Source organism: Glutamicibacter bergerei, from assembly GCF_054495185.1.
In genome coordinates this window covers 43760-70642 of sequence record NZ_JBTMZF010000002.1, presented here as the reverse complement: position 1 = coordinate 70642, position 26883 = coordinate 43760, and the positions used below count along the sequence as shown (strand labels likewise).

Below are 26883 nucleotides of genomic sequence, written 5' to 3'. Positions count from 1 at the left end.
AGCGCTAAGCCTGCATAGGCCCTTTGCCGGTGGGGTGCCGCCCGATGCTTTCTTTGTTAAGGTGGCCGTAGATGGTGGAACGAGGAACCTGGAGCGGGTCGGCGATCCGCTGGACGGTGTGTTTCCCTGCATCGTAGAGCTGTTGGGCATGGGCGGCCTGATCGGAGGTGAGCTTCCGACGCCGCCCTCCTGTTTTTCCGCGGGCCCGGGCCGCAGCGAGGCCGCCGCGGGTATTTGCGGCAATGAGTTCGCGTTAGAGTTCAGCGAGAACCGAGAGCATTCCGCACATCGCCCTACCTTCCGGGGTCGTGGTGTCGATGGCCTGCTCAAGTACGACCAGCCCTACACCCCGTTCTCGCATGTTTGCGCCGAGCTTGACTAAATGCAGCACTGAACGCCCGAGTCTATCCAGGCGGGTGATGACGAGCTGGTCGCCATCTCGGTTGGCGGAGGCGAGGGCCTTATCGAGCTCGGGCCGGCTGACCTTGGCGCCGCTGGCACGGTCGACGTAAATGTTCTCTGTGGCGACCCCCGCACGCATGAGGTCATCCACCTGGTGGTCCGGGTTTTGGTCTGCAGTGGAAACCCGTGCGTATCCGATCAACATATTGTCGCTTTCCGAAGTCGCCTGCATTGGGATTCCCGAACTTTGGGGCGATTGAAGCCGACTTCGGATACATGGTTTGTCAGAAGTCATATGCACCAACCGCAATACGGTTCACAGTCGTTTTCATTGCCGATAATTTTCACATGCGGAGCCGACGCCGCGTTGTCGAGCGTGCAAATCATCGTGCTTCGTCTGCTGCTGAGCAGACTGTCATATAACAACAAACACACTACCTTTGCATAACCTAGAATAAATAACGAGTTAAGTGACATTTTTCGTAAACGCTTACTTTCCTAAATTTGGCGTCACGTAAACGGCCGTATAGATGACAAGAGGTTTGAGCCATGCTGATCGGCTACATGCGGGTATCGAAAACGGACGGATCGCAAAGCACCGATCTCCAACGCGATGCACTCCTGGCGGCAGGGGTCGACCCGTCGAAGCTCTATGAGGACCACGCCTCGGGGAAGGAGGACGACAGGCCGGAACTGGCTTCCTGCCTGAAGGGCATGAATGCGGGAGACACCCTGTTGGTGTGGAAGCTTGACCGGCTGGGCCGGGACCTGCGCCACCTGGTGAACACCGTCCACAACCTCACCGAACGCGGCATCGGACTCAAGGTCCTCACCGGGGAGGGCGCGGCCATCGATACCACGACAGCCTCGGGGAAACTGGTCTTCGGGATCTTCGCCGCCCTGGCCGAGTTCGAACGCGAACTCATTTCCGAGCGCACCAAGGCAGGATTGGCCTCGGCCCGGGCCCGCGGCCGCAAGGGAGGCCGGCCCTACAAGATGACACCGGCCAAGGTCCGCCTGGCCATGGCCGCCGTGGGACATAAGGAAACGAAGATCGGCTCCCTGTGCGAGGAACTGGGTGTTACCCGGCAAACCCTCTACCGGCACGTCTCCCCGACCGGGGAGCTTCGGCCCGACGGCAAGAAACTCCTGAAATCGAAATAGCGGCCGTGTAGGTGACTTCTGAAACTCGTGCGGACGACTTAGAGGAAAACGACAATTTTGGTGGTGCTTGAATCGTCGAGTGACCCGCTTGCGAGCGGAATGATAGACAGTTTTTGTCCACGCGTCGTTTGGTCTCGTTGGGTGGATGCCGCACCAGAATCCTGTCTATGATGCGTCTGCGCTTGGAATACCTGCGGGAGAGGGCGCGTTGCCACCAATATGAAGGCTATTGGAGTTAGTGAATTCGGAGGGCCGGAGGCCCTCACCGTGCACAATGTCAGCGAACCGCATCCCGGCCCGGGCGAGGCCCGCCTACGCGTGAAGGCCGTTGCAGTGAGCCCGGTGGATACCAAGGTGCGCTCCGGAGGCCTGGGTACCGGTGAATTTGAACCGCCGTATGTGCCCGGCATGGACGCCGCTGGCGTCATCGACGAAACAGGCCCAGGTAGCCGCTGGGAAATCGGCGACGAAGTGATGGCCATGGCCCTGCCGTTGAGCGCCCACGGTGGCGCATATGTCGAGTATTTGGTCGGCCCCGATGAATCGATGACCCGTATCCCCACCAATCTCGACATGAACGCCGCATCGACTGTGCCGATGAACGGACTCGCCGCGATCCAGGCCCTTGAAATGGCGGGACTGGAACCCGGGCAAACCCTGGCGGTGACCGGCGCCGCCGGCACACTGGGCAACTATGTCATCGAGTTGGCCAAACATGCCGGCTTGGTGGTCATCGCCGACGCCGCAGAAAAAGACCGCGGGCTCGTGGAAGACCTCGGTGCCGATCACGTGGTTGCCCGAGGAGACGACGTGGCCGACCGCATCCGCGCCATCGTTCCCGACGGTGCCGACGCGCTCATCGATGCTGCCCGCATGAACGAGAAAGCACTGCCCGCCGTCCGCAATGGTGGTGCCTTCGTTTCAATCGGTCGTTGGGCGGGGCCGCCGACCCGAGACGTCACGTTCCATAAGGTCAACGTATTCCGCGAGTACCGTTCGGCCGACAAGCTGGACTTACTGCGCCGTTACGTCCAGGACGGTGTCCTCACCCCGCGCGTGGCCGCGGCACTCCCGGCCGAGCAGGCGGAACAAGCACATCGACGCCTCGAGGGCGGCGGGGTCCGCGGGCGACTCGTGCTGACGTTCTGAGTCGCCCAAGAGCACTTACCCAGGCCTGATGTTCCCGGCAGCCCGAGCCACAGCCGTGGATGGCGCGCCGGTTTCACCCGGGTGTATGGACGTGCGGCACGCGCTATTGGGTAATTCCGCCTTTAGCAGCAGTGCTGGATCCAGATCGTAGAAGTGGATCCCTCTGCGCCATAAAGTGGAGCCCAGTCCAAGGCCCGATTAATCCACGGGCGGCTTTACCGGTGCTGGCGCTTCGACCAGAAGCGGACGTGGAACGTGTGGGCAAAAAGGGCATCATGCCCTTTCGCCCACACATTCCACGATATCGACCTAAAATGTTTGCCGAACCGTTCCTCGGTACAGAACTATTTCTTCAACATTCCGTTCGGGTCGATGACGAACTTTTTCGACGAACCAGCACTGAATTGTGCGTACGCGTCCGGTCTCTGGTCGATCGGAACGACTTCGGTGTTCATTACAGCCGGAAGATCGATGCGGTTCCAGAGGATGGCTTGCATGAGTTCGAGACTGTAATTTCTCACGGGAGCCATGCCGGTGACCAAAGTCAGGGACTTGATCCACGCTGCTCCGAGCGCCAAATCAAGGGTGCCGTTTTTCGCTCGATCGTGCTTGCTGCCTGGATCGTTGCCGACATAGATTCCGGGGATACCGATGGCCCCGCCGGCTCCCCCTGCTGCTTAGCCTTGGAGCCTCGGATGACCCGCAGTCGGCCATCTCCACCATCGACAGAATGGATTTAGGCAACTCGATCAGCTCACGCCAAATCGCCTAATCGACCACGCCAAAAACCGCCATGGTGTCCTTCGGGACCTCACGGCGGTTTCGTTGGCGCACGGGTGGCCTACGCGGCGGCGGCAACCATGGATTTCGCCGCTGCCTTGAGCTGACCAGGAATTTTCCGGCCGATGATGCACTCGTCGTGAACGTCGACCAGCGCAATCCTCGGAACTGCCCTCGCCAACAGTCACCCGATAAAACGAATCGTCCCCGGCGTTCCTCGGCGAAGGGCCAGGGAGCGGCATCGGGCCTGCTGCAGCCACGACATACGGACGTGTCCGCGGCTGCGCTACCCGGTCCGTGGAGCGGCGCTACGACGTGTGTGGACTGCTGGTTTCAGATCCGGCAATTTAACAGCCACCCACCATCGGGGCAGCCTGAGCCGCCACGAGGTACTGAGAACCTCCGGCACATCCGCATCGGAATGCTCGACCGTTGCCCCGCCCGCCAACCTAACAAAGGTCTAGGAACAAACGCCACTCATCGTATTGCCACTTCTGCTTCGAAGGCTGCAACCTCTTCCAAGATGATGGGGGCAGCCGTGGTGGCAGCGTGGATCCCTATGACACTGGCAATCTCCATCACTTCAACGATCTCCTCAATGGTCGCTCCGTAGCGCAGGGCATTCTCCATATGGAGTTTTGTGCCCCTTTCATAGAGGTGGGTGGCCGCGATATCAAACGCAATGTAGACAAATTCTTTAACCTTTGGTTCCAGCGGACCGTACTTCCACGAGGCCGAAGAGAACTCGGTGTATGCCTCGAGGTACTCGGGGTCCAGCGCAAGGGTGTCATCCCAGGTTTTGTGGTTCCAATATCCGCGGTTCTCGGTGAATTCTTGTTTCACCTTTTCCTGGTACTCATTCAGCGGCGCTTGTCCCTTTCGCAGTCCAGATTCATCCAGCACCTCGCAAAGAATGGGGATGCCCACGTTCATGGCATGTACCCCGAGGGTGCTGGCAAGTTCCACTACCTCCATGATTTCCGCTGAGGTGGCTCCCAAGCGGAGGGCACCGCGTACATGCTGACGGACACCTGGAACGTACAAGTGAGTAGCGGCGCTGTTCACTGCGATATAGATGAATTCCTTGACCTTATCTTCAAGCTTGTTCTTTTTCCAAGGCACGGAGGACAAGGATAGGTAGCCAGCCAAGAACTCCGGGCTAAGAACCAGAATGGCTTCCCAAGACTCACTCCAAGAACCTCGCACCTCAATGAATTCTTTTTTGATTTCCTGTTGACGTTGGGTCAGTTCCATTTTTCTCCTTGGTTTGTCGGGCTCATGGATATGTCATCAATGGCGCTTGGTGGTTCTGTAGATCAGCGACGCCACACAGTTAGGGGTGCCGGCGATCGCATTGAGCACTGCCCGCTGGACATGACCGTGTACCGGGTCGTAGCCAGCGGGACATCAGGGCCGTGAATACTTGTTTTTCTCAGGCGGGAACCTAACTACCCGTGGCTGGCGAGGAGCTCCTGTGAAGTAGTGGCCACCCAGCGTGCTATCTCCGTATGGTCGGCACCGTCGGGCAGATTGGCTGCGGCTTCCTCCCAGAGTCGGACGGCTGCGTGGCTAAGACGTGAGGCTGCGTTCACCTGATCGGCCAGATCCACGGCGATCTTCATGTCCTTGAGCATCAGCTTCAGAGCGAATCCGGAATCGTAGGTTCCGGGAAGAATGAAGTTGGGCCACTTGTTTTCCGTTGAACCGCTCTTGCCGCTCGAGCCGTTGACAATCTCCAGCAAGAGCCCAGGTTCTACGCCAAAGCTTTGACCGGCGAGGATGGCTTCGCTGCTGACGAGCAAGTGGGTGGCGGACATGAGATTATTCAGGGCCTTCGCGGCGTGTCCTGCTCCCACGTCGCCGGCCTTTTTGACGGTACCGAAAACGTCGAGGATGGGGCGTGCCTCGGCAAGGTCTTGGTCAGTTCCGCCGGCCATGATCGTCAGTCGTCCCGTTTCGGCGCCTGTGACCCCGCCGGAAACGGGAGCATCAATGAATCGAACACCTTGGCCGCGAAGTTTCTCGGCGAGGGCCCGGCTGCGCAAGGGTTCGCTCGAGCTCATATCCACCACCAAGGCATTTTTCTCGAGGGCTTGGGCAACCTGGTCATCGTCCATGACGTTCTCGACGATGTTTGAGTTTGGCAGCATAAGAATCACGCGGGCGGCGCCATGAACAGCTTCCGCGGGTGAATCTGCCCCGAACCCGCCAGCTAGGGTCAGCTTGGCCTTGGCGTCTGCGGACGGATCGAAGCCGCGCACGGAATGCCCAGCTGACACGAGGCGACTTGCCATAGGAGATCCCATGTTACCGAGACCGATAAAGGCGATGGTTGTCATTTCTGCTCACTCGCTTTCAGCTCGGCGAGTACTTTTTCTGCCACGCGGAATGATTCGAGGGCCGCTGGCACCCCGACGTAGATTGCAGTTTGCATCAAGACTTCCTGGATTTCCTGCTCGGTGACGCCGTTGTTGACCGCGCCGCGCACGTGGACGCCGAGTTCGTGGGAGCGGTTCAACGCGGTGAGCATAGAGAGGTTGATCAGGCTGCGACTACGCCGGTCAAGCCCCTCGCGGGTCCAAACCGCTCCCCAGCAATATTCCGTGACGAGTTCCTGTATTGGCCTGCTGAACTCTGAGACGCTGCCCAGGGACTTTTCCACGTGGGCGGTGCCGAGTACTTCTTTTCGTACGGCCAGTCCGGCCTCGTAGGTGTCCGCGTGGGTGCCATTGGCGTTCATGGTTGTTCCTTCCGGGGTGAGGCGGTCTTGGCGTAGTCGGGCTCCGCGACGGGTTCGGCCCACTGTGTCGTTCCAAGCGAAATTGCGGTGTGTGTGACGAATGAATCCGGGGCCGCACCATGCCAATGCTTTTCCCCAGGAGGACACCAGATCGTGTCGCCGGCGTGCATGACGCGTGGCGCTTCCTCTCCCTCAACCTGGATCAGGCCGCGGCCAGCAAGCACCTGAAGGATCTGACCGTTTTCGTGCTGATGCCAGAAGGTCCGGGCCCCCGGAGTGAAATTCACCGTGTTGATGGTTACGCCGTCCGTGGCCGCCATCGTCAGGTAGGGAAACGCCGTGCCCGTAAACTGTGAGCCGACCTTTCCTGCTGTGCCCTCTTGGGCGGGGCCGCTGATTATTCTCATGATTCTTCCTTCTTCGAGTGGTTTCCGTCGTTCGGAACGTTTTCAAACAGGCGCACTCCGCCGGAGACATCGCCAATCGCGTCCACGACGGTGTTGCTGATCTCATCCGCGTAACCCAACGCGTTGGCCAGTCCAAAGCTGGCCAAGGGCCCGGCCGAGTTAGGGCTGGCCATGCCCAGGGCGCCAATGAGGTCGACGTATGCAACAACGTCCTTCATCATGAGCGAGTTCGTTAGGCCGCCCTTGAGGTAGTCGCCCTTGATGATTTTTGGGAACCGGTTGAGCGAGGCGAAACTAACGCCGGAGCTGTTGTTGATGACATCCAACAGTACTTCCAGGTCGAGGCCCGCCTTTTTGCCGGCAACCATCGCCTCTGCGGTCGCTGACAAGGTGATCGCATTGAGAAAGTTGTTGATGAGCTTGGTGGTGTGCCCCGCGCCCGAAGCTCCGGTGTGGAAGATTTTCGCGGAAAACAGTTCCAAGGTAGGGCGTGCACGTTCCAGATCGGTTTCCGGACCGCCGACCATGAGGACCAGTTGCCCCTTCTCGGCAGCAGCTGCACCGCCGGAAATGCCGGCGTCCAGGTAGGTTGCTCCGGCAGCCTCAACTTTTTCGGCAATCATTCGAGTTGAATCCGGGGCCGAGGTGCTAAGGTCAACGACGATTTGGCCTTTCCCCAAGCGACTCAGGACGCCGTCTGCACCTAGCATCACGGCTTCAACGACGGTGCTCTTGGGGAGCGAGAGCAGGATGATGTCGGACGCCTCAGTAACGGCTGCCGCGCTAGGAGCGGGACGAGCGCCTGCGGCCGTGACGTTCTCGGCAATGGGATCGAAGGCCAGGACGTCTATCCCGGCCGCCGTGATGCATGTGGCCATGCGTCCCCCCATGTTGCCAAGGCCGATGAAACCAATCTTTAGTTCACTCATTAGTCAAGATCTTTCTTTCCGATGGTGGCCGCCAGGCCCGCGAGCGGACCGGTAGTCACGGTGTTGAACCTGTCTAGGGTGGAAGGGTCGTGGCCGGTCACGAGGTGCCGGCCGGTGCTGTCCATTAGCTTGCGGACTGAATCAAATCCGGCGTACATCTCGCGGACGTCGTTCACGAACATGAAGGGAATGTCCTGCTCGTATTCCTCGTAGTAGTGGATGGCATCGGAAGCTAGAACCACTTGCCCTTCGTCGGTTTCCACGGTCACGATGGATTGGCCGGGCGTGTGTCCGCCCACCCGGATGACGCGAACTCCGGGCGCGAGCTCCAGTTCGTCCGCAAAGGTCGTCACTTTGCCTCGTTCTGCCACGTTGCGCAGGTAATCAATGTCCTGCGTCTCTATCGAGTGCTTGAACTGGGGTCGCTGCGCAAAGCGGCCCAGCCAGAAATCCAGCTCTGCCTGGGCAATGACGATTTCTGAATCCGGAAATAGACCTAGGTTGCCGATGTGGTCATAGTGCGCGTGGGTGACGAGCACCTGCGGGGCGGAGTCGGGATCAACCCCCAATGCGGCAAAGGCCTCCGCTGGGTCAATCAGGAACGTGCGTTCCCGTACTTCACCGCCGTGTCGGGAAAAGCCCGTATCGACAACGATCGTGCGGTTCCGATTGCGGATAAGCCAAAAAAAATAATCCATTTCTATGGGCTCATCAGCAGTTTTGTAAATGTGATAGTTCAGGTAGACGTCACTTTTTACCGTCGAGCGCGTTCCGAACTTAACGATGCTGACCTGGTAAGTCTCTTCTTGCTTCATGATGATTTCCTTCCGGGCTATGGACGACTCAGCAGGGGTTCGACATAAGGTCTTCGCCAGCCCGTGGGCAACAGGACGAGTCTGATCGTTTTGAGGTTCCGTTTGGCTTCCGTTTTCCCAGCATCGTCAGCTCCTTGACTCCCCTTGATTTCCTTGAATGAAATGCTCGGAGCAGCACGACGGACACAGCGCTTCCCGAGCAGCTGCGGATAAAACCGACTAGGGGTCGCATCGCAAATCCGACGGCGAACACACCAATGCCGGAAGAACTGCGAGCACAAGGGGGCTGACGGGCGACATCGAACGGTTCCCTGGAGTTTCCGACACCTACCGCAAGTACAGCTTGGCCCCTCTTCGAATGTCGTATGTCAGGAGCATTGACACCGGTGCTCACGGTTACCTCCTCGTATCTTCCCTGCGGCAAGCGCACAATCACTTGTATGATTGTACGACAAGCGGATGGTAGGTCAATAGAGTTCACTCGAAATAATGTCGTCACCTTTGCCGTCGGCGCGGGAGGTCTGGCAGTCTGGTCAAAGGTAATTAATTTTTGTAGGGTGATCGTACAATCTATCGAGGAGAGAAAAGTGACATCTGAACCATGGCTGGGCTACAGCGACGATGAGCCAGGAACAACGGGCAATGGTTCGGTCGACATCGGTACCGAATCCACTCAGAACCAGCACGGTTAAAGCGGCGAGATCTTCTCGTCGCCAGTCAGTTCGAACTTGGTGAATTCGGTTTCTTCGAATTCCAATTCAACGAGTCGGCGGAAGGCGACGGTCGCTTGTTACTCGACGGGATTCCGCGGTCAGCGTTGTTCGCTTTTGAAAACATTTCACGATGGGAAGCCGAGGCCATATCGTGCGCTCGAAACTTAACGTTTTGCATGGCGAGCGATCTCGAAGATGTCCGTCTGTCGTCCCGGCCATGTCGGCAGACTGTGTAGCCGACTAGGGAACGCAGTTCCCAGCGGTAGTCGTTGTCCAGGCTCACGCACGTCGCTCGACTACTTCGGGACCGGTTGGCAGTTTCACCTCCGATCGTGGATTCTTGTGGGTCCATGAGCATCAGGATGCCGGGTAACCTTTCGCCCAAAAGGAGTCGGTCTTCGGCGCATGCGCGAGGCGGCTCGCACTGAGTCATGGTCCATGCGCAATCACGACCAAGAATATGAGGAGCCCCCCCCAAATGATCAATGAAGAGTCTGTCATTCTGGTCGTGACCGCTCGGCCACGCACCGAATCCTTGGATAAGGCCCGGTCCATTCTGGTGGAGGCGGCTCCAGTGGTCCATCAGGAAAAGGGCTGTCAACTATATGCCCACCACGAAGGAGCGGGCGGCTCTCTGGTGACCATCGAGAAATGGGCATCGCATGAGCACTTGGTGGCGCACGCCAACTCGCCCACGACGGTGCAAATGACCCGCCGGTTGCAACCTTTGCTGCAGGGACCGGTCGACGTTACCGTCCTAAAGGCGATTTCAAGCGGTTTCTCCCAAGGGTCCCTGTAAATGATTGGCGACATTGGCGGTCGTGGTCAGTGGAAGTTGAAAACTGCCCGTGGGCAGTGGTTCTGGCTGACCACAAGGGACAGTGGCCCAGACCGCCTACGGCAGGCTTCCGTGGCCGCTGGCGGCGGAGGGTTCCTGCCGAACGACGGCGACGGATAATACCCGGTCCTCCAGCCCCGAGACGTTTGTACTCCCGGGGGCGATCCAAGCCAGGCCTCCGCGAAAGCTGTCCCGTACTGTTCCGGGGTGTTGTCGGCGGCTGTCCTTGCCACGCCAATTTGGCGTCCGGCGGTGGAGTCTTCGCAGGACCGGTGGTCTACTGACCGTTCCACGGTTTCAGCGAGCACCGACGTGGTCGCCGAACGCGGCACCGATCGTCCTTGCGTGAGACACCTGGAACAGGGGCCGATGTATGTCGGCCGCTAGTGGCTAATCAAGGTTGCCGTCCATAGACGGTTTTGAACTGCCGTTGACACCACGAAATGGTGATGGCCGGGACTCCATTCAATGCCGTCCACTTCGTTGTTCAGGATCAGCACTTTATCTCGGCGCAAGGGTGCCGTGTTGCGTTCACGACGAGGAGGGCCTTCGGAGGCCGGCTTTCTTCTCGGGCTTAGAACCGCCATCGTCGAAAGGGGTGGCCTGGGCACCCAGATCATGGATCAAGGCGTTCAGGCCAACCCTGGCCGATCCGGATGATTGCTATGGGCGTCTCGGTCAGTCGCTTGCCTTGGCTTCTTGGAGGCTCCTGAGAGCATTGGCTCCTGCGCGGCGGATGTGGGCTTCGTAGCGCTCTGCCGCTAATTTTCCGTCTCCCGCCTCGACGGCCGCAACAATACTGCGGAGCTCTTCTGCAGCTGAGCTATGTCCCTCTGTTGACATCGCTGTTCCCCGGAGCACCCGGAGCCGCGCCTGAATGGTCTCCGTTAGCTGCTGCAGGACAGTGCTGCTGGCCCCTTCGATGAGGACGTCATAGAAAACGTCTTTGGCGGCCAAAATGGCGGATGCTTCGCTTTGGAGTCCGGCTGTCTCTGCGAATGCCTCGGCTGCTGAGCTTAGACGAATGACCTGTGACTTTGTCGCCCGCTCGGCGAAGCGCTGAACCACTAGGGACTCCAGAGCAGCGCGAGCCTCATACAAATCGTGGGCTTCATCCGGAGTCGGGGCAGCAACGATGGCTCCTTTTTGGGGTACGACCGTCACGAGGCCCTCAGAAGTGAGCTCCCGCAGGGCTTCCCGGACGGTAGTCCGTGAGACGCCGAGCTGTTCAATAAGCTCTCGTTCAACAAGTCGTTGCCCCGGCTTAAGACGAAAATCCAAGATGGCCTCGCGAAGAGCGGAAATGACCTGTTCCCGCAGAGGGGCAGCGATCCGACCTACGGGGCTTGAGCCCCAAGCCGCGGATAGTGAGTTGGTTGTTGTCGACATGAGTCCTCGGCTATAAAATTAATGGTTTGTTGTCATACAATCTATCACTCTATTGTTCCGAAAAGTGGCTATCGCCGGCGTGTGCTTCTAGAAGCCCTAGAAGCCAACGGCGGGCCGAGGGGAATAACAGGCCTCCAAGCATGCCAGCTCTGCCGGTTCGAGATCGATTTGTAGCGCGGCCACCGCGTCCTCGATGTGCTTTTCGCTCTTTGCCCCGATGATCGGAGCGGTAATACCCGGTCGCTGGGCAACCCAGGCGAGAGCTACCTGTGCCATGGGCACGCCACGGGCGTCCGCGACCTGCGACACGGAATCGACGATGCCGCCGTCGTAGGGCTGATACAGCGCATTGGCAACCTCATCGGTTTCCTGCCTGCCGCTGCTCTCGTCCCATTTGCGAGTGAGCCTTCCGCGGGCCATAGGGCTCCATGGGATGACGCCAACACCCAGATCATGGCACAGCGGCAACATCTCGCGTTCCTCCTCCCGGTTCAGGAGGTTGTACTGGTTCTGCATGCTAATGAACGGGGTCCAGTTGTTCGCCCTGGCGGTGTATTGGGCCTTGGAAAACTGCCATGCCCACATGGAGGAGGCGCCGAGGTAGCGGACTTTGCCGGCTTTCACTGCGTCGTGAAGGGCCTCAAGGGTTTCCTCGATGGGGGTGTTGGGGTCCCACCTGTGAATCTGGTACAGGTCGATATAGTCGGTTCCCAATCGCTGTAGGCTGGCGTCCAGTTCCTGGAAGATGGCTTTACGGGAAAGCCCCGCTGCGTTGGGTCCCTGGCGCATTCCTTGGAAGACCTTGGTGGAAATCACTATCTCATCCCTGCGTGCATAATCGGCTAGCGCCCGACCCAAAATTTCCTCGCTGCTGCCGTTTGAGTAGGTGTTCGCGGTGTCGAAGAAATTGATTCCCGCTTCCAAAGCATGTTTGATGACAGGCCGGCTGGCTTCCTCGTTGAGCGTCCACGGGTGAGTGCCACGTCCCGGGTCGCCGAATGTCATGCAGCCGAGAATCAGTCGTGAGACGTCAAGCCCGGTAGACCCAAGTTTTACATAATCCATTTTTGTTTGACCTCTGCGCTCGTGGTTTATCTGACCCGGTTTGTGTGGAACCCGAAGCCGCTAAAAGGTGAGGACTCCGCTGAGGTCCCTCAGCTCGCCCGAAGCGTACATGGCCTCATTGATTTTCGAAAGCGGATACTCTGCCGTCACCAGAGGGCCGGCCCTGTACTGTCCGGTCTCTAGAAGGTTTAGACATAAGGGGATGTCCCGGTCCATGATGCTTTGGCCATTTTGGCAGGCGAGGATTCGTCGGCCGTGGATAGCCAGCGCCAGTTGTGGCAGATTGATGGAGGCCTCGAACTGCTGGACACCCGTGAGCACGACCGTTCCGGCCCGTCGAGACATCATCACTGCTTGCTGGACGGCTAGTTCCGGGCCCGCGGCTTCTAACACGACATCGGCGCCCCGACCCTGCGTGAGGTTCCGGACTTGTTCGACAGGGTCAGAAGTGGTTGGGTCCAAAATATGGGTCGCTCCCAGCTCCAACGCCAGTTCGCGCCGGACGGGTACCGGGTCCAACCCGATGATCATCCCCGCCCCTGCCACCCGCGCTGCTTGGACCATCCATTGACCGACATGTCCCAGACCTACGATGGCGACGGACTGCCCGGGTTGTACCTGCGCCACGTTGAACACTGCGCCGTGCCCAGTGGTTATGCCACAGCCCAGGAGACTAAGCTGTGAATGAGGCAGATCGCTCTTAAGGGCCCAAACCTGATTTTGGTTGGCGAGCATGTACTGCGCGTAAGCCCCGACCCTTCCCGCGGCCTTGACGCGTGTGCCGTCTTCTTGTGTCCCTACCAGGGGTTCAGGCTGATCCAACAGGGAACTGCATTGGTCCGGCCTGCCGATCTCGCAGTAGAAGCATTCCTTGCACTGCGGTGTTCCAGCGACGACTACGAGATCGCCCAGCTTGATGCCGGTGACGTCGGCTCCAGTTTTCTCCACGATGCCTACGGCCGTGTGCCCTAAAATCACTGGCGTTTTCTTATTGCGCATGGCCTTCCACCCCAGCCAGTCCGTGGAACAAAACGGGGCGGCAGTTGTGCGGACGAGCACTTCACTGGCGGCGGGTGCCTGCAGATTGATCTGGTGTACGGGCATTGGGACGCCAAATTGTTCCAGTACCGCTGCTTGCATTTTCATGCCTGGGAATCCTCTGTTGTGCGCCCACCACTTCGGATGAGTCGGGCCACGTGACCACGGAGAGTGACAAAAGTCTGGTTCTCCTTCGTCGAGATCTGATCTCTGGGCTCGGGCAGGTCCACCGTGATGTTTTCAACCAGATGGGCAGGGGAGCTAGACAGAATCAACACGCGGTCGGCAAGGTAGACGCTTTCATCGATGTCGTGGGTGACGAAGATGATTGTTACCGCGTATCGCTGCCGGAGGGTCAGGACGAGGTCTTCGAGTTCGGCCCGGGTTTGTGCATCCACCGAGGCAAATGGCTCGTCCATCAAGAGGAGCGATGGTTTGTAGGCTAGGGCGCGGGCAATGGCAACCCGCTGTTGCATTCCGCCGGAAAGCTGCCACGGGTAACGGTCGCCGTAGCCTTCCAACCCCACCGCCAGAAGACTTTCAGCCACCAGGGCCTTGCGTTCGCCCGCCGATCCACTGATTTTGTCCAGCGGGAAGGAAACATTCTTTTCAACGGTGAGCCAGGGCAGCAGCGACCTGCTGTAGTCCTGGAAAACCATGGACATGCCTTCGGGGACTCCCGTGACTTTCTTGCCCGAAACGGAGACGGTGCCGCTCGTGGGGGCGAGGAGTCCTGACAACGTGCGGAGCAGTGTGGTTTTTCCGGCGCCGGAGGGTCCCACAATTGATACAAACTCTCCCGGATAGACGTTGAAGGAGAGCCCCTTGATGGCCGTGTGAGCGCCGGGCCCGGTTCCGTATTGGTGGGTGACGTTTTCGACGCTCAGGATCGGATGGTCGGATGCATCCTGCCCGGCCGATGACTGGGTGTTTAGATTGATGGTGACTTGGTTTTTCATGGCGTTGGATCTTTCAGCTGCGGGCTAGGCGATGCCAAGCGAGGAGACGGTTCTCTACCATTTCGAGAATTGAGTTCAGGAGAAGCCCTAGAACTGCCAGAAGCAGCATCCAAGACCACATGTTGAGTATCTGGAATCTTCCCTGTGCCTGGATGAGCTGGAAGCCGATGCCGTTGGTGGCGAGCATGAATTCGGAGACGATGGCGAACATGAGCGCACCGGTCATGGCTATCCGCAGCCCGGCAAAAACCTTAGGCATGGCTGCCGGCAGTATTATGCCGGTTAGCTGGCGGTGCCAAGGCAAACGGAAAGCTTTACCCATTGCTAGCTGAGTGGGGTGAATCGAACCGACACCGTTAGCGGTGTTAATGAGGACAAACCACGAAATCCCATAGGCAATAAAGGCCACACGCATGTTGTCGCCTCCACCTAACAACACAATAAATAGGGGAAGGGTCGCTGTGGCTGGAATCGAGCGCAGGAACTCGACCACAGGGTCTGTGACCTCACGCAGGATGCGTCGCAGACCGATTGCGACACCGATGGCCAGACCGGCTATCGACCCCAGAGTGAAGCCGAGTAGGACACGACCGAGGGTGCCGAAGGTATCTTTGGTTACCGCAGGTGTCAGGAACAAAGTGGACGGGGAACCGCCCAAGAACAGCTCTCCGGCGTTGGCAAAGATACGCAAAGGTGTGGGGAAGAACGGCGAGGGGCTGAGCGAGGCGGCCATCTGCCAGAGAATGAGCAGTACCACCAAAAGTCCGAAAGAATAGGTCAGTCGCGTACCGATCAGGCGCAGCCGCACCACGGTAGGTATGGCTGGTAGGGGCTTGGTTGTAGCTGTCATGCTTACGCCTCCTTGGTGGTGGTCTGCCAAGCAAACCAGCGTCGCTCGGCCTTATTCATCAATAGATTGATAACAAGCGCCAGGAAACCGGCAACAAGTGTTCCTGCATAGACAAGCTCAACCTCTGTACCGCTGGCCCGTGAACGGGCGATGAAAGCGCCAAGGCCGTCTGCCCCGCCGGCAATAAGCTCTACCGTGATGACGACAATCAGTGCGATCGAAGACGAGATCCGGATTCCTGTGGCAATGAATGGCGCAGCACTGGGGAGTACCACACGACGTATAATTCGCCACGGACGGAGCCCAAAACTTTGGGCCATCTCCCTTGCCTGGCGGTCCACGTCGTGTACTCCGTAAATCGTATTGAACAGGATCGGCCAAACCGCTGCGAACATCACGATGACCAACTTCATTTCCAGTCCATTACCGAACACCAGAACCACCAGCGGGATCAGAGCAACAGGAGGAATCGGCCTGATGAGTTCCACCACGGCCCGCGTCAGCCGGTATGACTTCTCGGAAAGTCCGAAGAGTATCCCGGCCGGAATGGCAATCAAAGCCGACAAGGTTAGACCTAGGAAGTAGGAACCCAAAGTAGAAGCCACATCTGCGCGGAAATCGGGCAGTGCCCAGACGGCGATAGATTCACGCAGGACTACGGAGAATGGGGGCAGGAAGTCCGGATGTACTAGACCGGCTCTGGAAACTACTTCGAGAATCAGGGCCAGGCCCGCAACTCCCGACAGGCCTGCCCAGAGCGTTCTTCTACTTGCCAAGCGCCAGGTGCCCTTAACATCCACAGTTTTTGATTTCTTCATCGTGGCAAGCACCCGGGTTAGCCGCAGTTATCCGGAGTCGGTAGCGTGATGCTGGCAACGTCAAAATCTTCATCGATGGAACCGATTTTCTTGAGGATGTCTGCGTTTAGCTGCAGCGGTTCGCTACGGATAGTTGCGCCGAATTCCGGGGCAATGTCAGAAGCCACTGCCTGATCATCGAAGCCAAGATCGGTCTTGAGGATTTCAGCATAAACGGCCTCGTCCTTGACCTGTTCCGTACCTTTTAGAAGTGCGCATTGGAAGGCCGCCACAGTGTTGGGATTTTGTTCGATGAAGGTCTTCTTCATGATCCAGCCAGACTCCGCCATGCCATTGTATTTACCGTCGCCGTAGTCAAAGATTGTCACCGTATCCAAGGTGTCTTTGACCTGGGCGAGGGTTGCTCCCTGGGCGCTGGAAGCATCCACGGTGCCTTGCTGCAGGGCTGCGGGAACCTGTCCGTATGGCAGCTCAACGAATTCCACTTGGGCTGGGTCCAGCCCCTGATCTAGGAGAGAATCTTTGATCTTGACGGCATGGCTGCTGTTCAACGAAACGACCGCCACCTTTTTCCCGATCAAATCCTTCAGTTCGGTGATGCCAGAGTCCGGCATGGACTCCAGGGACGCTGCGCCCGGGTTGCTGGCGTAACTTTCACTGACAATAATCACGTCGATTCCCTGGCGGGCAGCATCAATAACGCCGAAGTAGCTCGACTGCGCTGCCTGCACGTCTCCCGCGACGATCTGCGATACCGCCGTTGCACTACTTTCAATCCATTGGGGTGTGACATTGAGGCCGAACTCTTCGTCAGCCCCACCCCTTGAAGTTTGGATGATGCCCGCAGCGATGGGTGCACGGAAGGTCAGGGCACTGATTTCAGTTACCTCTGGCGCATGCGGATCGGCGCCGTCTGGAAGTACCGGAGCAGAACGGGAAGTTGATCCTCCACACGAGCTGAGAGCCAGCATCGCGGTGACGGAAACAGCAGCAAGCCTGAAGCCGGCGCGGCCTGATAGGCGAGTCAAAAATGGAGCCATTCTGGAGCATCCTCGTCGTTGAGAAACTGGATAGGTTTGTTGACTACGTGAGCTTTTTTTAGAACTCCGGGGTTGCTCCGGAATAGGCGGCCTGCAGCAATTTGGTCAGGCTTTCCTGGTCCACGGGCCGGGGATTAGACTCTGGGATGTAGGGGAGAATGAGGTCGACAGCCTCGGTGATGTTCTCCTGAGCAAAGCCGATGTTCTTCAGCGCCGTCGGAGCATCAAGCCTCTGGCGAAGCAGGGTTAGCCCGCCGCTGGAATCCTCCGAACCGAATGCCGCCGCAATGCGTTGGGCTGCCTCGGGGGCTGCCGGTGCATTGAATGCGAGGACGTACGGCAAGACCGTGGCGTGGGTTTGGGCATGCGGCAAGTTGTAGGCACCGCCCAGAACGTGGCAGATCTTGTGATGCATCCCGGAACCTGCCGACGCGAAGGCCACTGCTGACAGATACGCACCATAGAGCGCTTGTTCCCGTCCGGCCAGGTTGTCCGGGTTGTCCTTGATAGTGGGAAGACCCGCACTGAGGGCACGAATCCCCTCGGCGGCAAGGGCTTGATTGATGGGATCCGCACGAGGTGCCCACATGGAGTCGACGCAATGGGCCAGGGCATTGAGGCCGGAGGCTACGGACAGGTCAATTGGCAGGGAAATGGTGAGGGCTGCATCGTAGATGACAGTTGCAGGGAGGACCTTGTCATCGACGCCTGTGGTCTTCCGCGCGGCTTCCGTCAGGCCCCAGACATTTGTGGCCTCGGAGCCTGCATACGTGGTGGGTACCGCGACGATGGGTAGTCCGGAGGTCATCGCCACGGCCTTTGCCAGGCCAGTGGTGGAACCGCCGCCGATGCACACCAAGAGGTCGATTCCGTGTTCCGCGGCGGCGACTCTCGCCTTTTCGGCCTTTTCGATGGGCACATGGGGAGCAACGTCATCGTAGTTCAGGGCCACTTCGATGTCGCGGGTAACCGCGGCGGCGATCGGTGCCTCGAATTCCGCAGCAATCACCATCACCCGCTGTGCGCCGGTACGGGCTACTTCGGCAGCAAGATTAGACGCGGCTTTTCCTGAACCGAAGAGCACTCGCTGCCCCAAGGTCGAATGTTCAAATACAAGTGACATTTCTTAGTCCTATCTAGATGCTGCTCAGGAGCCGGCCCACAGCGGACATCGCCTCGTCGGTAATAATGTGTTCGTTCCCCGCCGCGACGAGAAGGTCGACGCTTGCGCCGGCTGCTGACAGGGTTTGGGCCGTCTGTTCCACACGATCCCGGGGGACCCAGGGATCCTGGTCGATGCTTCGCACTACAACCGGCATTCCATCCAGAGGCAGACCCTCGGGTGCGCCCAAGGCATCGGGGCCGATGTAGCCTCCGGTCAAAAGTGCCAGCCCTCCCAATCGGTCGGGGCGGGTCAAAATCAGATGCGAGATGAGGCAGGCGCCTTGGGAGAACCCCCACAGCACGATGCGCTCCCTGGCAAAGCCTTCGGCTTCCACCGCGTCCACCAGCCGGCCGAGGGTATCCAGGGAGAGTGACAGATCGGGCTCGTTGTCCGCTAGGGCTTCCAGGAATTGCTTGGGGTACCAGCTCTGGTTGGGGGCAGCCGGAGCATAAAAGCGGACCGCGGGCGCATCGATTCGGGATGCCTGTTCCTGCATGAAAGCCGGGGATTGGCCACGGCCGTGTACGGCGATGACGGCGGTGCGTGCTTCATGTGTCTCGCTGCCCCATGCTGTTCCGGGTAGGGCTGAGTGCAGATTTGAAAGCAACTTGGATCCTTTGCAAGGGCGTGTCTCGGTCTCGACCCGCGATGAGGGGGGCCTTTGGCCGGCAGTTCTGCCGGCCAAAGGCCTGGGGTGCTACGGGGGAGCTGGTTAGCTCTCGATCGGCTCCAGCTGCGCCATGATGGATTCGCGCTCATTCTCGAAGTGCGGCGGGAGCATGAAGTTCTTGCCGAGTTCTTCGGGGGACTCGTCGCAGTCCCAGCCGCCCTCGTCATCGGTTACGGCGAGCTCAAAGAGTGCACCGCCCGGTGAGCGGACATAGTGGGACTTGAAGTACGTGCGGTTCTTCAGCTCGGAGATGTCCGTGTATCCGGCACCTTCAATTTCGAACTTGATCTCTTTCTGGTTTTCGAGGGTGTCGAGGTTCCAGGCGAAGTGGTGGTACGTGCCGGCACCGTAGCGCCAGGTGCCCTGGTCGTCGGTGCGGTTTCCGGTCAGTTCAACAAAGTTTCCGAACTTGTCGTCGCCGACCTGGAAGCGGGCGCGATCGCCTTCTTCGATGATTTTTCCCTTGGCTGAGAACACGTCCTGTGCAAACTCAACCATCCGGTCCTGGTCAAAGACGTGGATGCCGGTGCCGTGAATGCCATGGATGGCGTTCTCCGCGGACACGCCGTTTCCGGTGAAGCCCTCGCGAGGATCCCACAGGGTGCCGACCAGAACATACTCAATCCCGCAAGGATGACGGAACTCGACTCGGCGTTCGCCGAATACCTCTGTCATCTTCGTTTCGACCCCATGCGCTACAAGCCGCTTGTTCCAGAAGTCTAGGGAGGTCGACGGTACCGACAGGAGGACTTCGCGGGCCTGGTTTGTTCCGCGGGAGCCGAAGACGCCGGCCTGCGCCCACGGGAAGGTAGTGATCACCGACGACGGATCACCATTCTTATTGGAGTAGTACAGGTGGTAGATCGGAGCGGATCCGTCGTAGAGCACCGTCTTCTTGATGAATTTCATTCCCAAGACCTTGGTGTGGAAATCCACGTCCTCCTGCGCGTGCCCGACCGAAAGCGTTACATGGTGTGAACCGACTACGTAAGCCATTGCTATCTCCTTTGGTATCAATGTGTGCTCGCGGCAACACTGTCTGTGGTGACGCTAAGCGAATGGGGGGGGGTATAGTGCAAATCTAATGACAGACCAAAAGGCTGTCATACAATCTTACAAAAACTTGATCGGTGAGGTCAAGGGTTTTTGTGAAGTGGCGCACGATTATTCCGCCGGCTGCGCCGAGAGCTCCCGTTCGCGCGCGCGCATTTCACGGGGCCGGGCGGCGTGTTTCCGCAGAACGGCAATGGCTCGGTCGATATCGGCCGCCTCGTAGGCCTCAACAATTTCTCGATGGTCATCAAGAAGCGCGGTGGTGGCGAAGGTGGTGGGACTGAGGGTCCGTGCGTTGATCCCGGGCAGGCCGAGGCGCTGGTATGTATCCAGAAGGACCTTGGAGCCGGCCAGTTCAACCATGTATTCGTGGAACCGTTCGTTGGCGGCGATCCAGGCGTCGGGATCGGTGAAGTGGTCGTCCCGGACATACTCCAAGGTGGCCTCCATGTAGGCACGGAGCTGGCGGAGCTCCTCCTTGCCGACCTTGCCGATCGTGCTCTCCGCAACGCCCAGCTCGATGGCCAGCTTGGCAGCGTAGGACTCGAAGATGATGGACTCCGGGATCGGGGCTATAACAAACTCGCCCGCTTCGCGGCGCACGATTCCCTCAATGGCCAGGGCGGTCAGGGCGCGGTGGACCAGGTCCCCGTCGCGGCCGAGTTCTTCCGCCAGCTCGCGCTGATTGACTACCTCGCTGACGAGGCTTCCGGCGGCAATGATACGTTCGCGCACACTACGTAGGACCGAAGCCTCCGGCGTGGTCTGCATTCGCCCAAAACCGCCGCGGAAGTATGCCAATGGATGGCCCGGATATGCCACGGCTTCCTCGACATGGGCAAGGAAGACATAGTGTGTTCCCGCTTCCACCTGTTCGCTGACGCGGCATACGAGATGCGCAAGTGCTCCGACCAGCAAGGGCGACTCGTTGGCGTCCACCTCCGCGGGAACGCCTTCGAACTTGTCTGCCAGTTTCGATGCGAATCGACCGGCGAGTTGAACCTGGTCTTCAGCGAGGACGTTTACCGCAAATGTCCCGCTCTCGGCCACGGCGTGGGCGCTGGCCGAAGACTTGTTGAGGCAGATCAGAAGCATGGGCGGTTCGACCGAAAGGGAGCTGACCGCACTGGCGGTGGTGCCGTAGTTCCGACCCTCGTGACGGGTCGTAATGACGGTGACGCCGCTGGCAAAGCGGCCGATCACGTCGCGGAATTCGTCGGAGGTCAGGCTGGTTGAGACGGCTTGGGCTGAATTCCCTTGGGTGGGCCTGGGCATAAGGATCAACTCCTCTTCCTGGGGCGTCTTGCCCCACTACTTAGTTGTGTCATCAGACTGTATCATCATCATACGATCCTACGATAGGGCTGGAATTCTATTGTTTAGCATTCGGTCCGCTGGTAGTATCGTCAGACAATCAATGCAATAACACACAGGAGTTTGAATATGACCAGAAGCCTTTCCTCTCCGGTCGTGCCCGTGTGCACGGGCGGGGAGCCGACCCCTGACGAACTGGTGGCCCGGGCAGCGGACCTGCGTCCGCGTCTGCGTAAGCTACAGGGCGACCACGAACAACTGGGTGGATACTCCGAAGAGATCCACCAGGAGTTTCTGGATGCAGGTTTCTACCGGATTCTCCAGCCCCGGAAATACGGGGGGTATGAATACGGCCTCGACGATTTCCTCAGGGTGGGGATCGAGATTTCCCGGGGTGACCCGGGCGTTGGCTGGTCCTTCATTCTCGGTGCTGGGCACGCGTTCCACGTTGCTTCTTTCTACTGCGAGCAGGCCCAGGAGGAGCTCTTCGGCAATGGAACTTTCATTGCCCCCAGCCGAACCATTCCAAACGGCAAGGCCGTTGAGGAAGACGGCGGTTACCGGCTCAGCGGTACCTGGGATTATTGCTCGGGCTCCATGTGGAGCACGCACGCCTTGGTGGTCGCACCGACCTTCACCGCTGTCGGCGAGGCCGTCGGGCTTAAGATGTTCGCGGTGCCCCGCAATGATTACCGGATCCTGGATGACTGGGGTGGGGACAGGACCATCGGGCTGCGCGCCTCGAGCTCGAACTCGGTCCAGGTGGAGGACGCCTTTGTGGCAGCACACCTGGTCATTCACTATGACTTCCGGGAGCACGTTCTCGGCAGCGAGGGGACTCCGGGCTACCAACTTCACAAGAACCCCTTGTACCTGGGCAGGACCATGACATTCTTCAACGCGGAACTGGTGGCCACCCAGGTGGGCGCCGCGTGGGCAGCCTTGGACGAGTTCGAGGAGCTGATGGAGGCGCGTCCGTCCAGTTTTCCACCACGGATGCCACGGCTCGAGTCGCCCGAATATCACAAATGGTTCGGGCAGCTTCTCGCCCTGGCGGATTCGTCGGAGACGATGTTGCTGGCCAGCGTGAGGCAGTATGTAGAGCTCGGGCACCGCTGGGTGGCCACAGGGGAAGAATTCACCCCGGAACAGGATGGCAGGCTCCGGGCCGTGGTGCAGCAGGCCGCACGGCTAGCGAACGACGCCGTGGAGCTGGCTTTCACCACCGCTGGATCGAGCGCGGCAAAGAGTGGCTCGCCCATGGAAAAGTACTATCGCGATGTCGCCATGTACAAGACCCATATCGCTGCCCAGTGGGACGTGACCTTCGGTTCGCTCTCGCGCTTCCACTTTGGCCAGCCGCTGACGTTCTAAACGCCGCAGCTGCCATGGGGGGGGGGGGGGGGAATGAGGCGCTTTCTCGACCTGGCTCAAATCTCAATCTTCCTCGGTCCACTGAAGGACCGGGCCTGGTACGCACCGGGTCCGGTCCTTCAACCATTCCTGGCCGATTTCGCTGATCGTGTCACCCCTTCATTCTTCAGGCACCGAACCAGCTCCCACGGAGGCGGTCTTGACGCAGCCCGGGCAAACTATTGGAAGCCCCGGTCAGCAACCGGCTGCATGTGTTGCGGTGCAAGCCGGTGAGCGGGGGCAGTGGTCGACTCCTTTTCTGCCGTAAAAAGCAAAATGCACCTCTCAAGGCCGGTTTTAGCGCCGGGACTTGAGAGGTGCATTTCGGGATGCTGCGGATGAGACGAATCTAGAACATGAAGACGCCTGAAACGTCCTCCAGAGATTCTGATCTGCTTAAGGCAACGTTGATGTCTTCTAAGCCGTAGCGGTTGGTTATGATATGCCTCGCGTCCAGATCCCCCCGCTCAAGCAGGGAAACAAGCCGCGGCAGGTCTCGCCGCATCCGGACGTTTCCGTTTTGTGTGCTCAATAGTTGGCGGCTTTGCACCGCCATCGGGATTTGCGGCAGCGTCACTTCCGTCCCGGCCTGGTCCAGACCGCTGTACACCACCGTTCCTGCCCGTCGGGAAATCGCGAGAGCCAGCCGTTGCGCGTCCGCCTTGCCTGCCGCCTCGATGACAACGTCCACACCACGTCCGCCCGTCAAGGACTTGACGACATCGACCGAATCCTCGGTTGCGGGATTGACCACGTGGGTTGCCCCCAGCTCGCCGGCGAGTTTGCGACGTCCCTTATGCGGTTCGATGGCGATGATCGTGCCGGCACCTGCGAGCTTCGCCGCCTGGACAGCCCAGAGCCCCAGGTGGCCACACCCTACGACGGCGACCGAATCGCCGGGCTGCGGTTTTCCGACATTCAGGACGGCTCCAACACCCGTCGTGATTCCGCAGCCGAGCAGGGACAGGACGTCATAGGGAAGGTCAGTGTCCACCGGGAAAACCTGGTTTCCGGAGACGCTCATGAGTTCCGCATAGCCTCCCACGCACCCCGCTGCAGAAATCAGCAAACCGTCCTTGCTTCGTGCAACGTCGGGGTAGATGCCGCCGATGTCGAACAATTCGGAACACTGGTCGGGGCGGCCGGCGCTGCAATAGTAGCACTTGCCGCATTCCGGGGTGCCCGGGATGATGACGCGCTGTCCCTTTTTGATGCCTTGGACTTGGCTGCCGACCTCGACCACCTCTCCTGCCGCGGCGTGCCCCAATATGGTGGGCGGAACCTTGCCAAGGTTGCCGTGGTAACTCGTGACATCCGTGGAACAGAACGGACTGGCCTTGGTGGCAACCAGCACGCGGTGCGGGTCCAACTCGAGCATCTGGACGTCTTCAACAGTGAGCGGGACGTTGAACCCGCGGAGAATTGCGGCTTTCATGCGGGCATTTCCTTAAGGGATGAGGTGGTCGTGGAAAAGCGCTCGGAGGTCAGCGTCCAAGGTCTTCACGCAACGCCTTGGGCCAGATGCCGTGGCGTCCGGGGGACAGGATGCCGTTGGGATCCACTGCGTCCTTGATCGTCTCGCAGAACCGGCGGTAGGCGTGGTCGTTGAACGAATACTGGTCGGAGGCCAGATCCATGAAATCGAGGTGGGCGCGGTATTCCCCGTAACCGCGTCGTCCGGCTTCTTCCACCAGCATTTTGACGGTGTCGTAGGCCTTTTTTGCCTGGACGGCATCGGTGACGTCGTAGTTCAGGCCGATCACGTAGAGGGCGGTCCGCTCGTTGATGATGAGCAGCCCTCCGGCGACATTCACCCCGGCCCGCTCGGCGATGAGCTTGCCGATGAAGTCCACGGCTTCGCGGATGTCCGTTCCGACCAGGGGTATGGCGGGGGAGAAGCCGATGTGTCCCATGTTTTTTGGCATGGATTCCAGCATTTCGATGCCGGGGACGCCCGCGTGGACCTTGTCGGGGATGGACCCGAATTCGCCCCATTCGTCCCTGCCGAAGGTCTTTGCGTGGATCATCTTGGCGCCCGGGATGGCGGACCACGCCTTCCGGATCTTTTCCAGCTGGTGCTCGACGACCGGGCCGTCGCCCCACAGCGCGGCCCTCATGCCCCACCGGCCAAGCCCGGTTTCATCGGCCATCTTCTGCAGCACCTCGTCGGAGAAGGTCCCTTCCCCGCCGGAGAACTTGCCCATGATCTCCGGGAACTGGGCCGCAAGGGTCACTGTGTTGTATATGCTGGGGACTCCCCGCAAGGTGCCGTCCAGCCGGAGCTCCCTGGTGATGTCGATGGCCTGTTCAAGGTTTTCGTCACGGGGGACGGTGAGGAAGATCGGGGCGTAGGCCTCCGGACGGCGCATCAGCCAGTACCCCATGCGGGTGACGATGCCGTAGTTGGACTGGATAAACAGTCCGTCCAGCACCGGTCCAAGGCCGCGCTTGTAGGTGTGCCAGGTCTTGTTGTCCGGGACCGCGCCCATTCCGGTGCGCACGATTTCGCCATTGGCCAGGACCACCTCCATGCCGCAGGGTGCCATGAAATCCGCCCCGTAGGGGAGGTAGGTGACGCCGTTGTCCATGGAGTTGCCGATGACACTGCCCCAGCCGAGGTCCGGGATGGTGATCATTAGATCTTCATTCCCTGACTCCTTCAGCGCGTCGTAGAGATCAAACCAGCGCACTCCGGGTTCAACAACGGCGTAGGCCAGGTCCTTGTTGATTTCCAGCACCTTGTTCATCCGCGTAAGGCTGACCACCACGGCCCCCTTGACGCGCGGGGAAGCTCCGCCGTAGCCGTAGTTCCGGCCCTGCGAGGACGTCCAGAGGGGCACTCCGAACTCGTTGGCGATGCGGACGACCGCCTGGACTTCCTCCGTGGAGGCAGGCAAAAGCACGGCCGAGGAATCATAAGTGTCGTCTCCGGCGGGCCAGTACTTGTCCCGGTATTGCTCATGGCGGCGGGACTCGTCGTCCAGCAGGATCGCGTCCTCTCCGAGTGCCTCGACGAAACGCGCGATGGCCTCATCGGTCAGCCGGGGTGTGGTGGAAATAGTAGTCATGGTTGCTCCTTGGTTTCGTTGTCGGGATGCTGATCAGTTGGCGGAGGACATTCGATGCCGGGCCAAAATATCCTTGTCGGTGACGTTTACGTCCCAGAGACCGGCCCCGCCGGCGTTGCGGTTGGTGTTCTGGACACTGGCGCCTCCGTCAATGGAGAGAATCTCGCCGGTGATGTAGCTGGCGTCGTCGCTGAAGAGGAATGCGACGGATCCGGCGATTTCCTCCGGACTTCCCGGCCGACGCAGAGGGGAGGTTCCTGCCCGACGGATCATGTCCGCTTGCCCGGATTCCCCGAAGATCGGCGTTGGGACGATGCCAGGTGCTATTCCATTGACGCGTATGCCCAAGGGGCCGCCGTAAACGGCCGCGCCATGCACCAAGCCGATGGCACCATGCTTGGATGTGGTGTAGGCAAGCAGGTCGTTGCTGCCGCGCAGTCCGGCGATGGAGGCTGTAATGACGATGGAGCCGGTCGTGCCGTTCTGCAGGTAGTGGCGGAAGGCGGCTCGGACGCCCAGGAACGGACCCCGGAGATTGACCGCCATGACCTTGTCCCACTCGTCTACCGACACGTCGACAAGATCGCTGAGAGAACCCGCGATGCCGGCGTTCAAGTGGTGGAGGTCGACGCGTCCGAAGGCCTGCACGGCCTGCTCCATGTAGTACTCGGTGCCTTCTTCGGTGGCAACATCGGCGCCGACGCCGATTGCCTCGAACGGCAGCTCCGCGGCCGTTTGCCTGGCGAGGTCGGGGTCAAGGTCGACGGCTACCACCCGGACACCCTCCTCTGAGAGCCTCAAGGCAGTCGCGCGACCGAGGCCACCCGCGGCTCCCGTGACAACTGCCACCTTGTCCTGTAAGCCCTTAAGCGCCATGCGTCCGGATCCTTTGCTCTTCATTGTGCGTAATGGATGAAACAGCTGCACGGGCGCTGGCAAGAAGCCGGATCGCCCGCAATGCTCGAATGTCTTATCGTAGGACAATACGGGATGGTCTGGCTCTTGGCTAGTGAATGCGGTAATAATACTGAGAAATTCATCGGCCGTAATTTGAGTGATTGTATGACAGTGCAAATAGCGCTAGAATTGTGATCGGCTTCACGT

General features: G+C 59.4%; 27 protein-coding genes. 5 read left to right on the top strand and 22 right to left on the bottom strand.

Annotation, left to right across the window (positions count from 1 at the left end):
* Positions 1-4: 4 nt before the first annotated feature.
* Both ACX5K5_RS16875 and ACX5K5_RS16870 read right to left on the bottom strand, forming a co-directional pair.
* Positions 5-244 (bottom strand): helix-turn-helix domain-containing protein, encoded by a 240-nt coding sequence (locus ACX5K5_RS16875; RefSeq protein ID WP_229677238.1) that lies wholly within the window; start codon positions 242-244, stop codon positions 5-7.
* Between the two features lie 9 nt (positions 245-253).
* On the bottom strand, positions 254-634 hold the full coding sequence (locus ACX5K5_RS16870) for a recombinase family protein (RefSeq protein WP_229677230.1): 381 nt from the start codon (positions 632-634) through the stop codon (positions 254-256).
* 317 nt (positions 635-951) lie between these two features.
* Between ACX5K5_RS16870 and ACX5K5_RS16865 the strand changes: the two genes are divergently transcribed.
* Both ACX5K5_RS16865 and ACX5K5_RS16860 read left to right on the top strand, forming a co-directional pair.
* Positions 952-1566 carry a recombinase family protein gene (locus tag ACX5K5_RS16865; protein WP_188687389.1) on the top strand — a complete coding sequence of 205 codons (615 nt, stop codon included), beginning with the start codon at positions 952-954 and terminating at the stop codon, positions 1564-1566.
* 267 nt (positions 1567-1833) lie between these two features.
* A complete protein-coding gene (locus ACX5K5_RS16860; RefSeq protein ID WP_459175461.1) occupies positions 1834-2715 on the top strand; it encodes an NADP-dependent oxidoreductase in 882 nt (293 codons plus the stop codon).
* A gap of 1257 nt (positions 2716-3972) precedes the next feature.
* Here the strand turns inward: ACX5K5_RS16860 and ACX5K5_RS16855 are convergent.
* The 6 genes from ACX5K5_RS16855 to ACX5K5_RS16830 all read right to left on the bottom strand — a co-directional run bounded on the left by ACX5K5_RS16855 (position 3973) and on the right by ACX5K5_RS16830 (position 8386).
* Positions 3973-4749, bottom strand: coding sequence for a carboxymuconolactone decarboxylase family protein (locus tag ACX5K5_RS16855; RefSeq protein ID WP_459175460.1), 777 nt, complete (start codon positions 4747-4749; stop codon positions 3973-3975).
* 194 nt (positions 4750-4943) lie between these two features.
* Positions 4944-5834: an NAD(P)-dependent oxidoreductase gene (locus ACX5K5_RS16850; RefSeq protein ID WP_459175459.1), complete on the bottom strand. Its 891-nt coding sequence runs from the start codon at positions 5832-5834 to the stop codon at positions 4944-4946.
* Positions 5831-6235, bottom strand: coding sequence for a 4-carboxymuconolactone decarboxylase (gene pcaC / locus ACX5K5_RS16845; RefSeq protein WP_459175458.1), 405 nt, complete (start codon positions 6233-6235; stop codon positions 5831-5833). Before pcaC ends, ACX5K5_RS16850 begins: the two co-directional genes overlap by 4 nt.
* Complete coding sequence (locus ACX5K5_RS16840; RefSeq protein ID WP_459175457.1) at positions 6232-6642, bottom strand: cupin domain-containing protein; 411 nt, start codon at positions 6640-6642, stop codon at positions 6232-6234. The genes pcaC and ACX5K5_RS16840 overlap by 4 nt, the downstream gene beginning before the upstream one ends.
* Positions 6639-7571 (bottom strand): NAD(P)-dependent oxidoreductase, encoded by a 933-nt coding sequence (locus ACX5K5_RS16835; protein ID WP_459175456.1) that lies wholly within the window; start codon positions 7569-7571, stop codon positions 6639-6641. The genes ACX5K5_RS16840 and ACX5K5_RS16835 overlap by 4 nt, the downstream gene beginning before the upstream one ends.
* Positions 7571-8386 carry an N-acyl homoserine lactonase family protein gene (locus tag ACX5K5_RS16830; RefSeq protein WP_459175455.1) on the bottom strand — a complete coding sequence of 272 codons (816 nt, stop codon included), beginning with the start codon at positions 8384-8386 and terminating at the stop codon, positions 7571-7573. The genes ACX5K5_RS16835 and ACX5K5_RS16830 overlap by 1 nt, the downstream gene beginning before the upstream one ends.
* A gap of 1191 nt (positions 8387-9577) precedes the next feature.
* Here ACX5K5_RS16830 and ACX5K5_RS16825 point away from each other — a divergent pair.
* Positions 9578-9898 (top strand): putative quinol monooxygenase, encoded by a 321-nt coding sequence (locus ACX5K5_RS16825; protein WP_459175454.1) that lies wholly within the window; start codon positions 9578-9580, stop codon positions 9896-9898.
* On the top strand, positions 9899-10057 hold the full coding sequence (locus ACX5K5_RS16820; RefSeq protein WP_459175453.1) for a hypothetical protein: 159 nt from the start codon (positions 9899-9901) through the stop codon (positions 10055-10057).
* Positions 10058-10615: 558 nt separating this feature from the next.
* On the opposite strand, the gene ACX5K5_RS16815 is transcribed toward ACX5K5_RS16820, so the two are convergent.
* The 11 genes from ACX5K5_RS16815 to ACX5K5_RS16765 all read right to left on the bottom strand — a co-directional run bounded on the left by ACX5K5_RS16815 (position 10616) and on the right by ACX5K5_RS16765 (position 21259).
* Positions 10616-11326, bottom strand: a complete 711-nt coding sequence (locus tag ACX5K5_RS16815) for a GntR family transcriptional regulator (protein WP_459175452.1) — start codon at positions 11324-11326, stop codon at positions 10616-10618.
* Between the two features lie 96 nt (positions 11327-11422).
* Complete coding sequence (locus tag ACX5K5_RS16810; RefSeq protein ID WP_459175451.1) at positions 11423-12391, bottom strand: aldo/keto reductase; 969 nt, start codon at positions 12389-12391, stop codon at positions 11423-11425.
* 60 nt (positions 12392-12451) lie between these two features.
* Positions 12452-13537, bottom strand: a complete 1086-nt coding sequence (locus tag ACX5K5_RS16805; protein ID WP_459175450.1) for a zinc-binding dehydrogenase — start codon at positions 13535-13537, stop codon at positions 12452-12454.
* Positions 13534-14319, bottom strand: coding sequence for an ABC transporter ATP-binding protein (locus tag ACX5K5_RS16800; protein WP_459175526.1), 786 nt, complete (start codon positions 14317-14319; stop codon positions 13534-13536). The genes ACX5K5_RS16805 and ACX5K5_RS16800 overlap by 4 nt, the downstream gene beginning before the upstream one ends.
* Positions 14320-14401: 82 nt before the next feature.
* The gene (locus ACX5K5_RS16795) at positions 14402-15238 is read right to left on the bottom strand and encodes an ABC transporter permease (RefSeq protein WP_459175525.1); all 837 of its coding nucleotides are present in this window, start codon (positions 15236-15238) and stop codon (positions 14402-14404) included.
* 2 nt (positions 15239-15240) lie between these two features.
* Positions 15241-16056: an ABC transporter permease gene (locus ACX5K5_RS16790; RefSeq protein ID WP_459175524.1), complete on the bottom strand. Its 816-nt coding sequence runs from the start codon at positions 16054-16056 to the stop codon at positions 15241-15243.
* A 17-nt stretch (positions 16057-16073) separates the two neighbouring features.
* Positions 16074-17096 carry an ABC transporter substrate-binding protein gene (locus tag ACX5K5_RS16785; RefSeq protein WP_459175523.1) on the bottom strand — a complete coding sequence of 341 codons (1023 nt, stop codon included), beginning with the start codon at positions 17094-17096 and terminating at the stop codon, positions 16074-16076.
* A 58-nt stretch (positions 17097-17154) separates the two neighbouring features.
* Positions 17155-18219, bottom strand: a complete 1065-nt coding sequence (locus ACX5K5_RS16780; RefSeq protein WP_459175522.1) for a maleylacetate reductase — start codon at positions 18217-18219, stop codon at positions 17155-17157.
* A gap of 13 nt (positions 18220-18232) precedes the next feature.
* Positions 18233-18868, bottom strand: a complete 636-nt coding sequence (locus ACX5K5_RS16775; protein WP_459175521.1) for an alpha/beta hydrolase — start codon at positions 18866-18868, stop codon at positions 18233-18235.
* A 105-nt stretch (positions 18869-18973) separates the two neighbouring features.
* Positions 18974-19927, bottom strand: coding sequence for a VOC family protein (locus ACX5K5_RS16770; RefSeq protein WP_459175520.1), 954 nt, complete (start codon positions 19925-19927; stop codon positions 18974-18976).
* 168 nt (positions 19928-20095) lie between these two features.
* A complete protein-coding gene (locus ACX5K5_RS16765) occupies positions 20096-21259 on the bottom strand; it encodes a flavin reductase (RefSeq protein ID WP_459175519.1) in 1164 nt (387 codons plus the stop codon).
* A 168-nt stretch (positions 21260-21427) separates the two neighbouring features.
* On the opposite strand from ACX5K5_RS16765, the gene ACX5K5_RS16760 reads away from it, so the two are divergent.
* The gene (locus tag ACX5K5_RS16760; RefSeq protein ID WP_459175518.1) at positions 21428-22672 is read left to right on the top strand and encodes an acyl-CoA dehydrogenase family protein; all 1245 of its coding nucleotides are present in this window, start codon (positions 21428-21430) and stop codon (positions 22670-22672) included.
* A 388-nt stretch (positions 22673-23060) separates the two neighbouring features.
* On the opposite strand, the gene ACX5K5_RS16755 is transcribed toward ACX5K5_RS16760, so the two are convergent.
* From ACX5K5_RS16755 to ACX5K5_RS16745, 3 genes are read right to left on the bottom strand one after another with little or no spacing between them, the layout of a single operon-like run.
* Positions 23061-24146: a zinc-binding dehydrogenase gene (locus ACX5K5_RS16755; protein ID WP_459175517.1), complete on the bottom strand. Its 1086-nt coding sequence runs from the start codon at positions 24144-24146 to the stop codon at positions 23061-23063.
* 49 nt (positions 24147-24195) lie between these two features.
* Positions 24196-25779 (bottom strand): FAD-binding oxidoreductase, encoded by a 1584-nt coding sequence (locus ACX5K5_RS16750; RefSeq protein WP_459175516.1) that lies wholly within the window; start codon positions 25777-25779, stop codon positions 24196-24198.
* 33 nt (positions 25780-25812) lie between these two features.
* Positions 25813-26853, bottom strand: a complete 1041-nt coding sequence (locus tag ACX5K5_RS16745; protein ID WP_459175515.1) for an SDR family NAD(P)-dependent oxidoreductase — start codon at positions 26851-26853, stop codon at positions 25813-25815.
* Positions 26854-26883 lie beyond the last annotated feature (30 nt).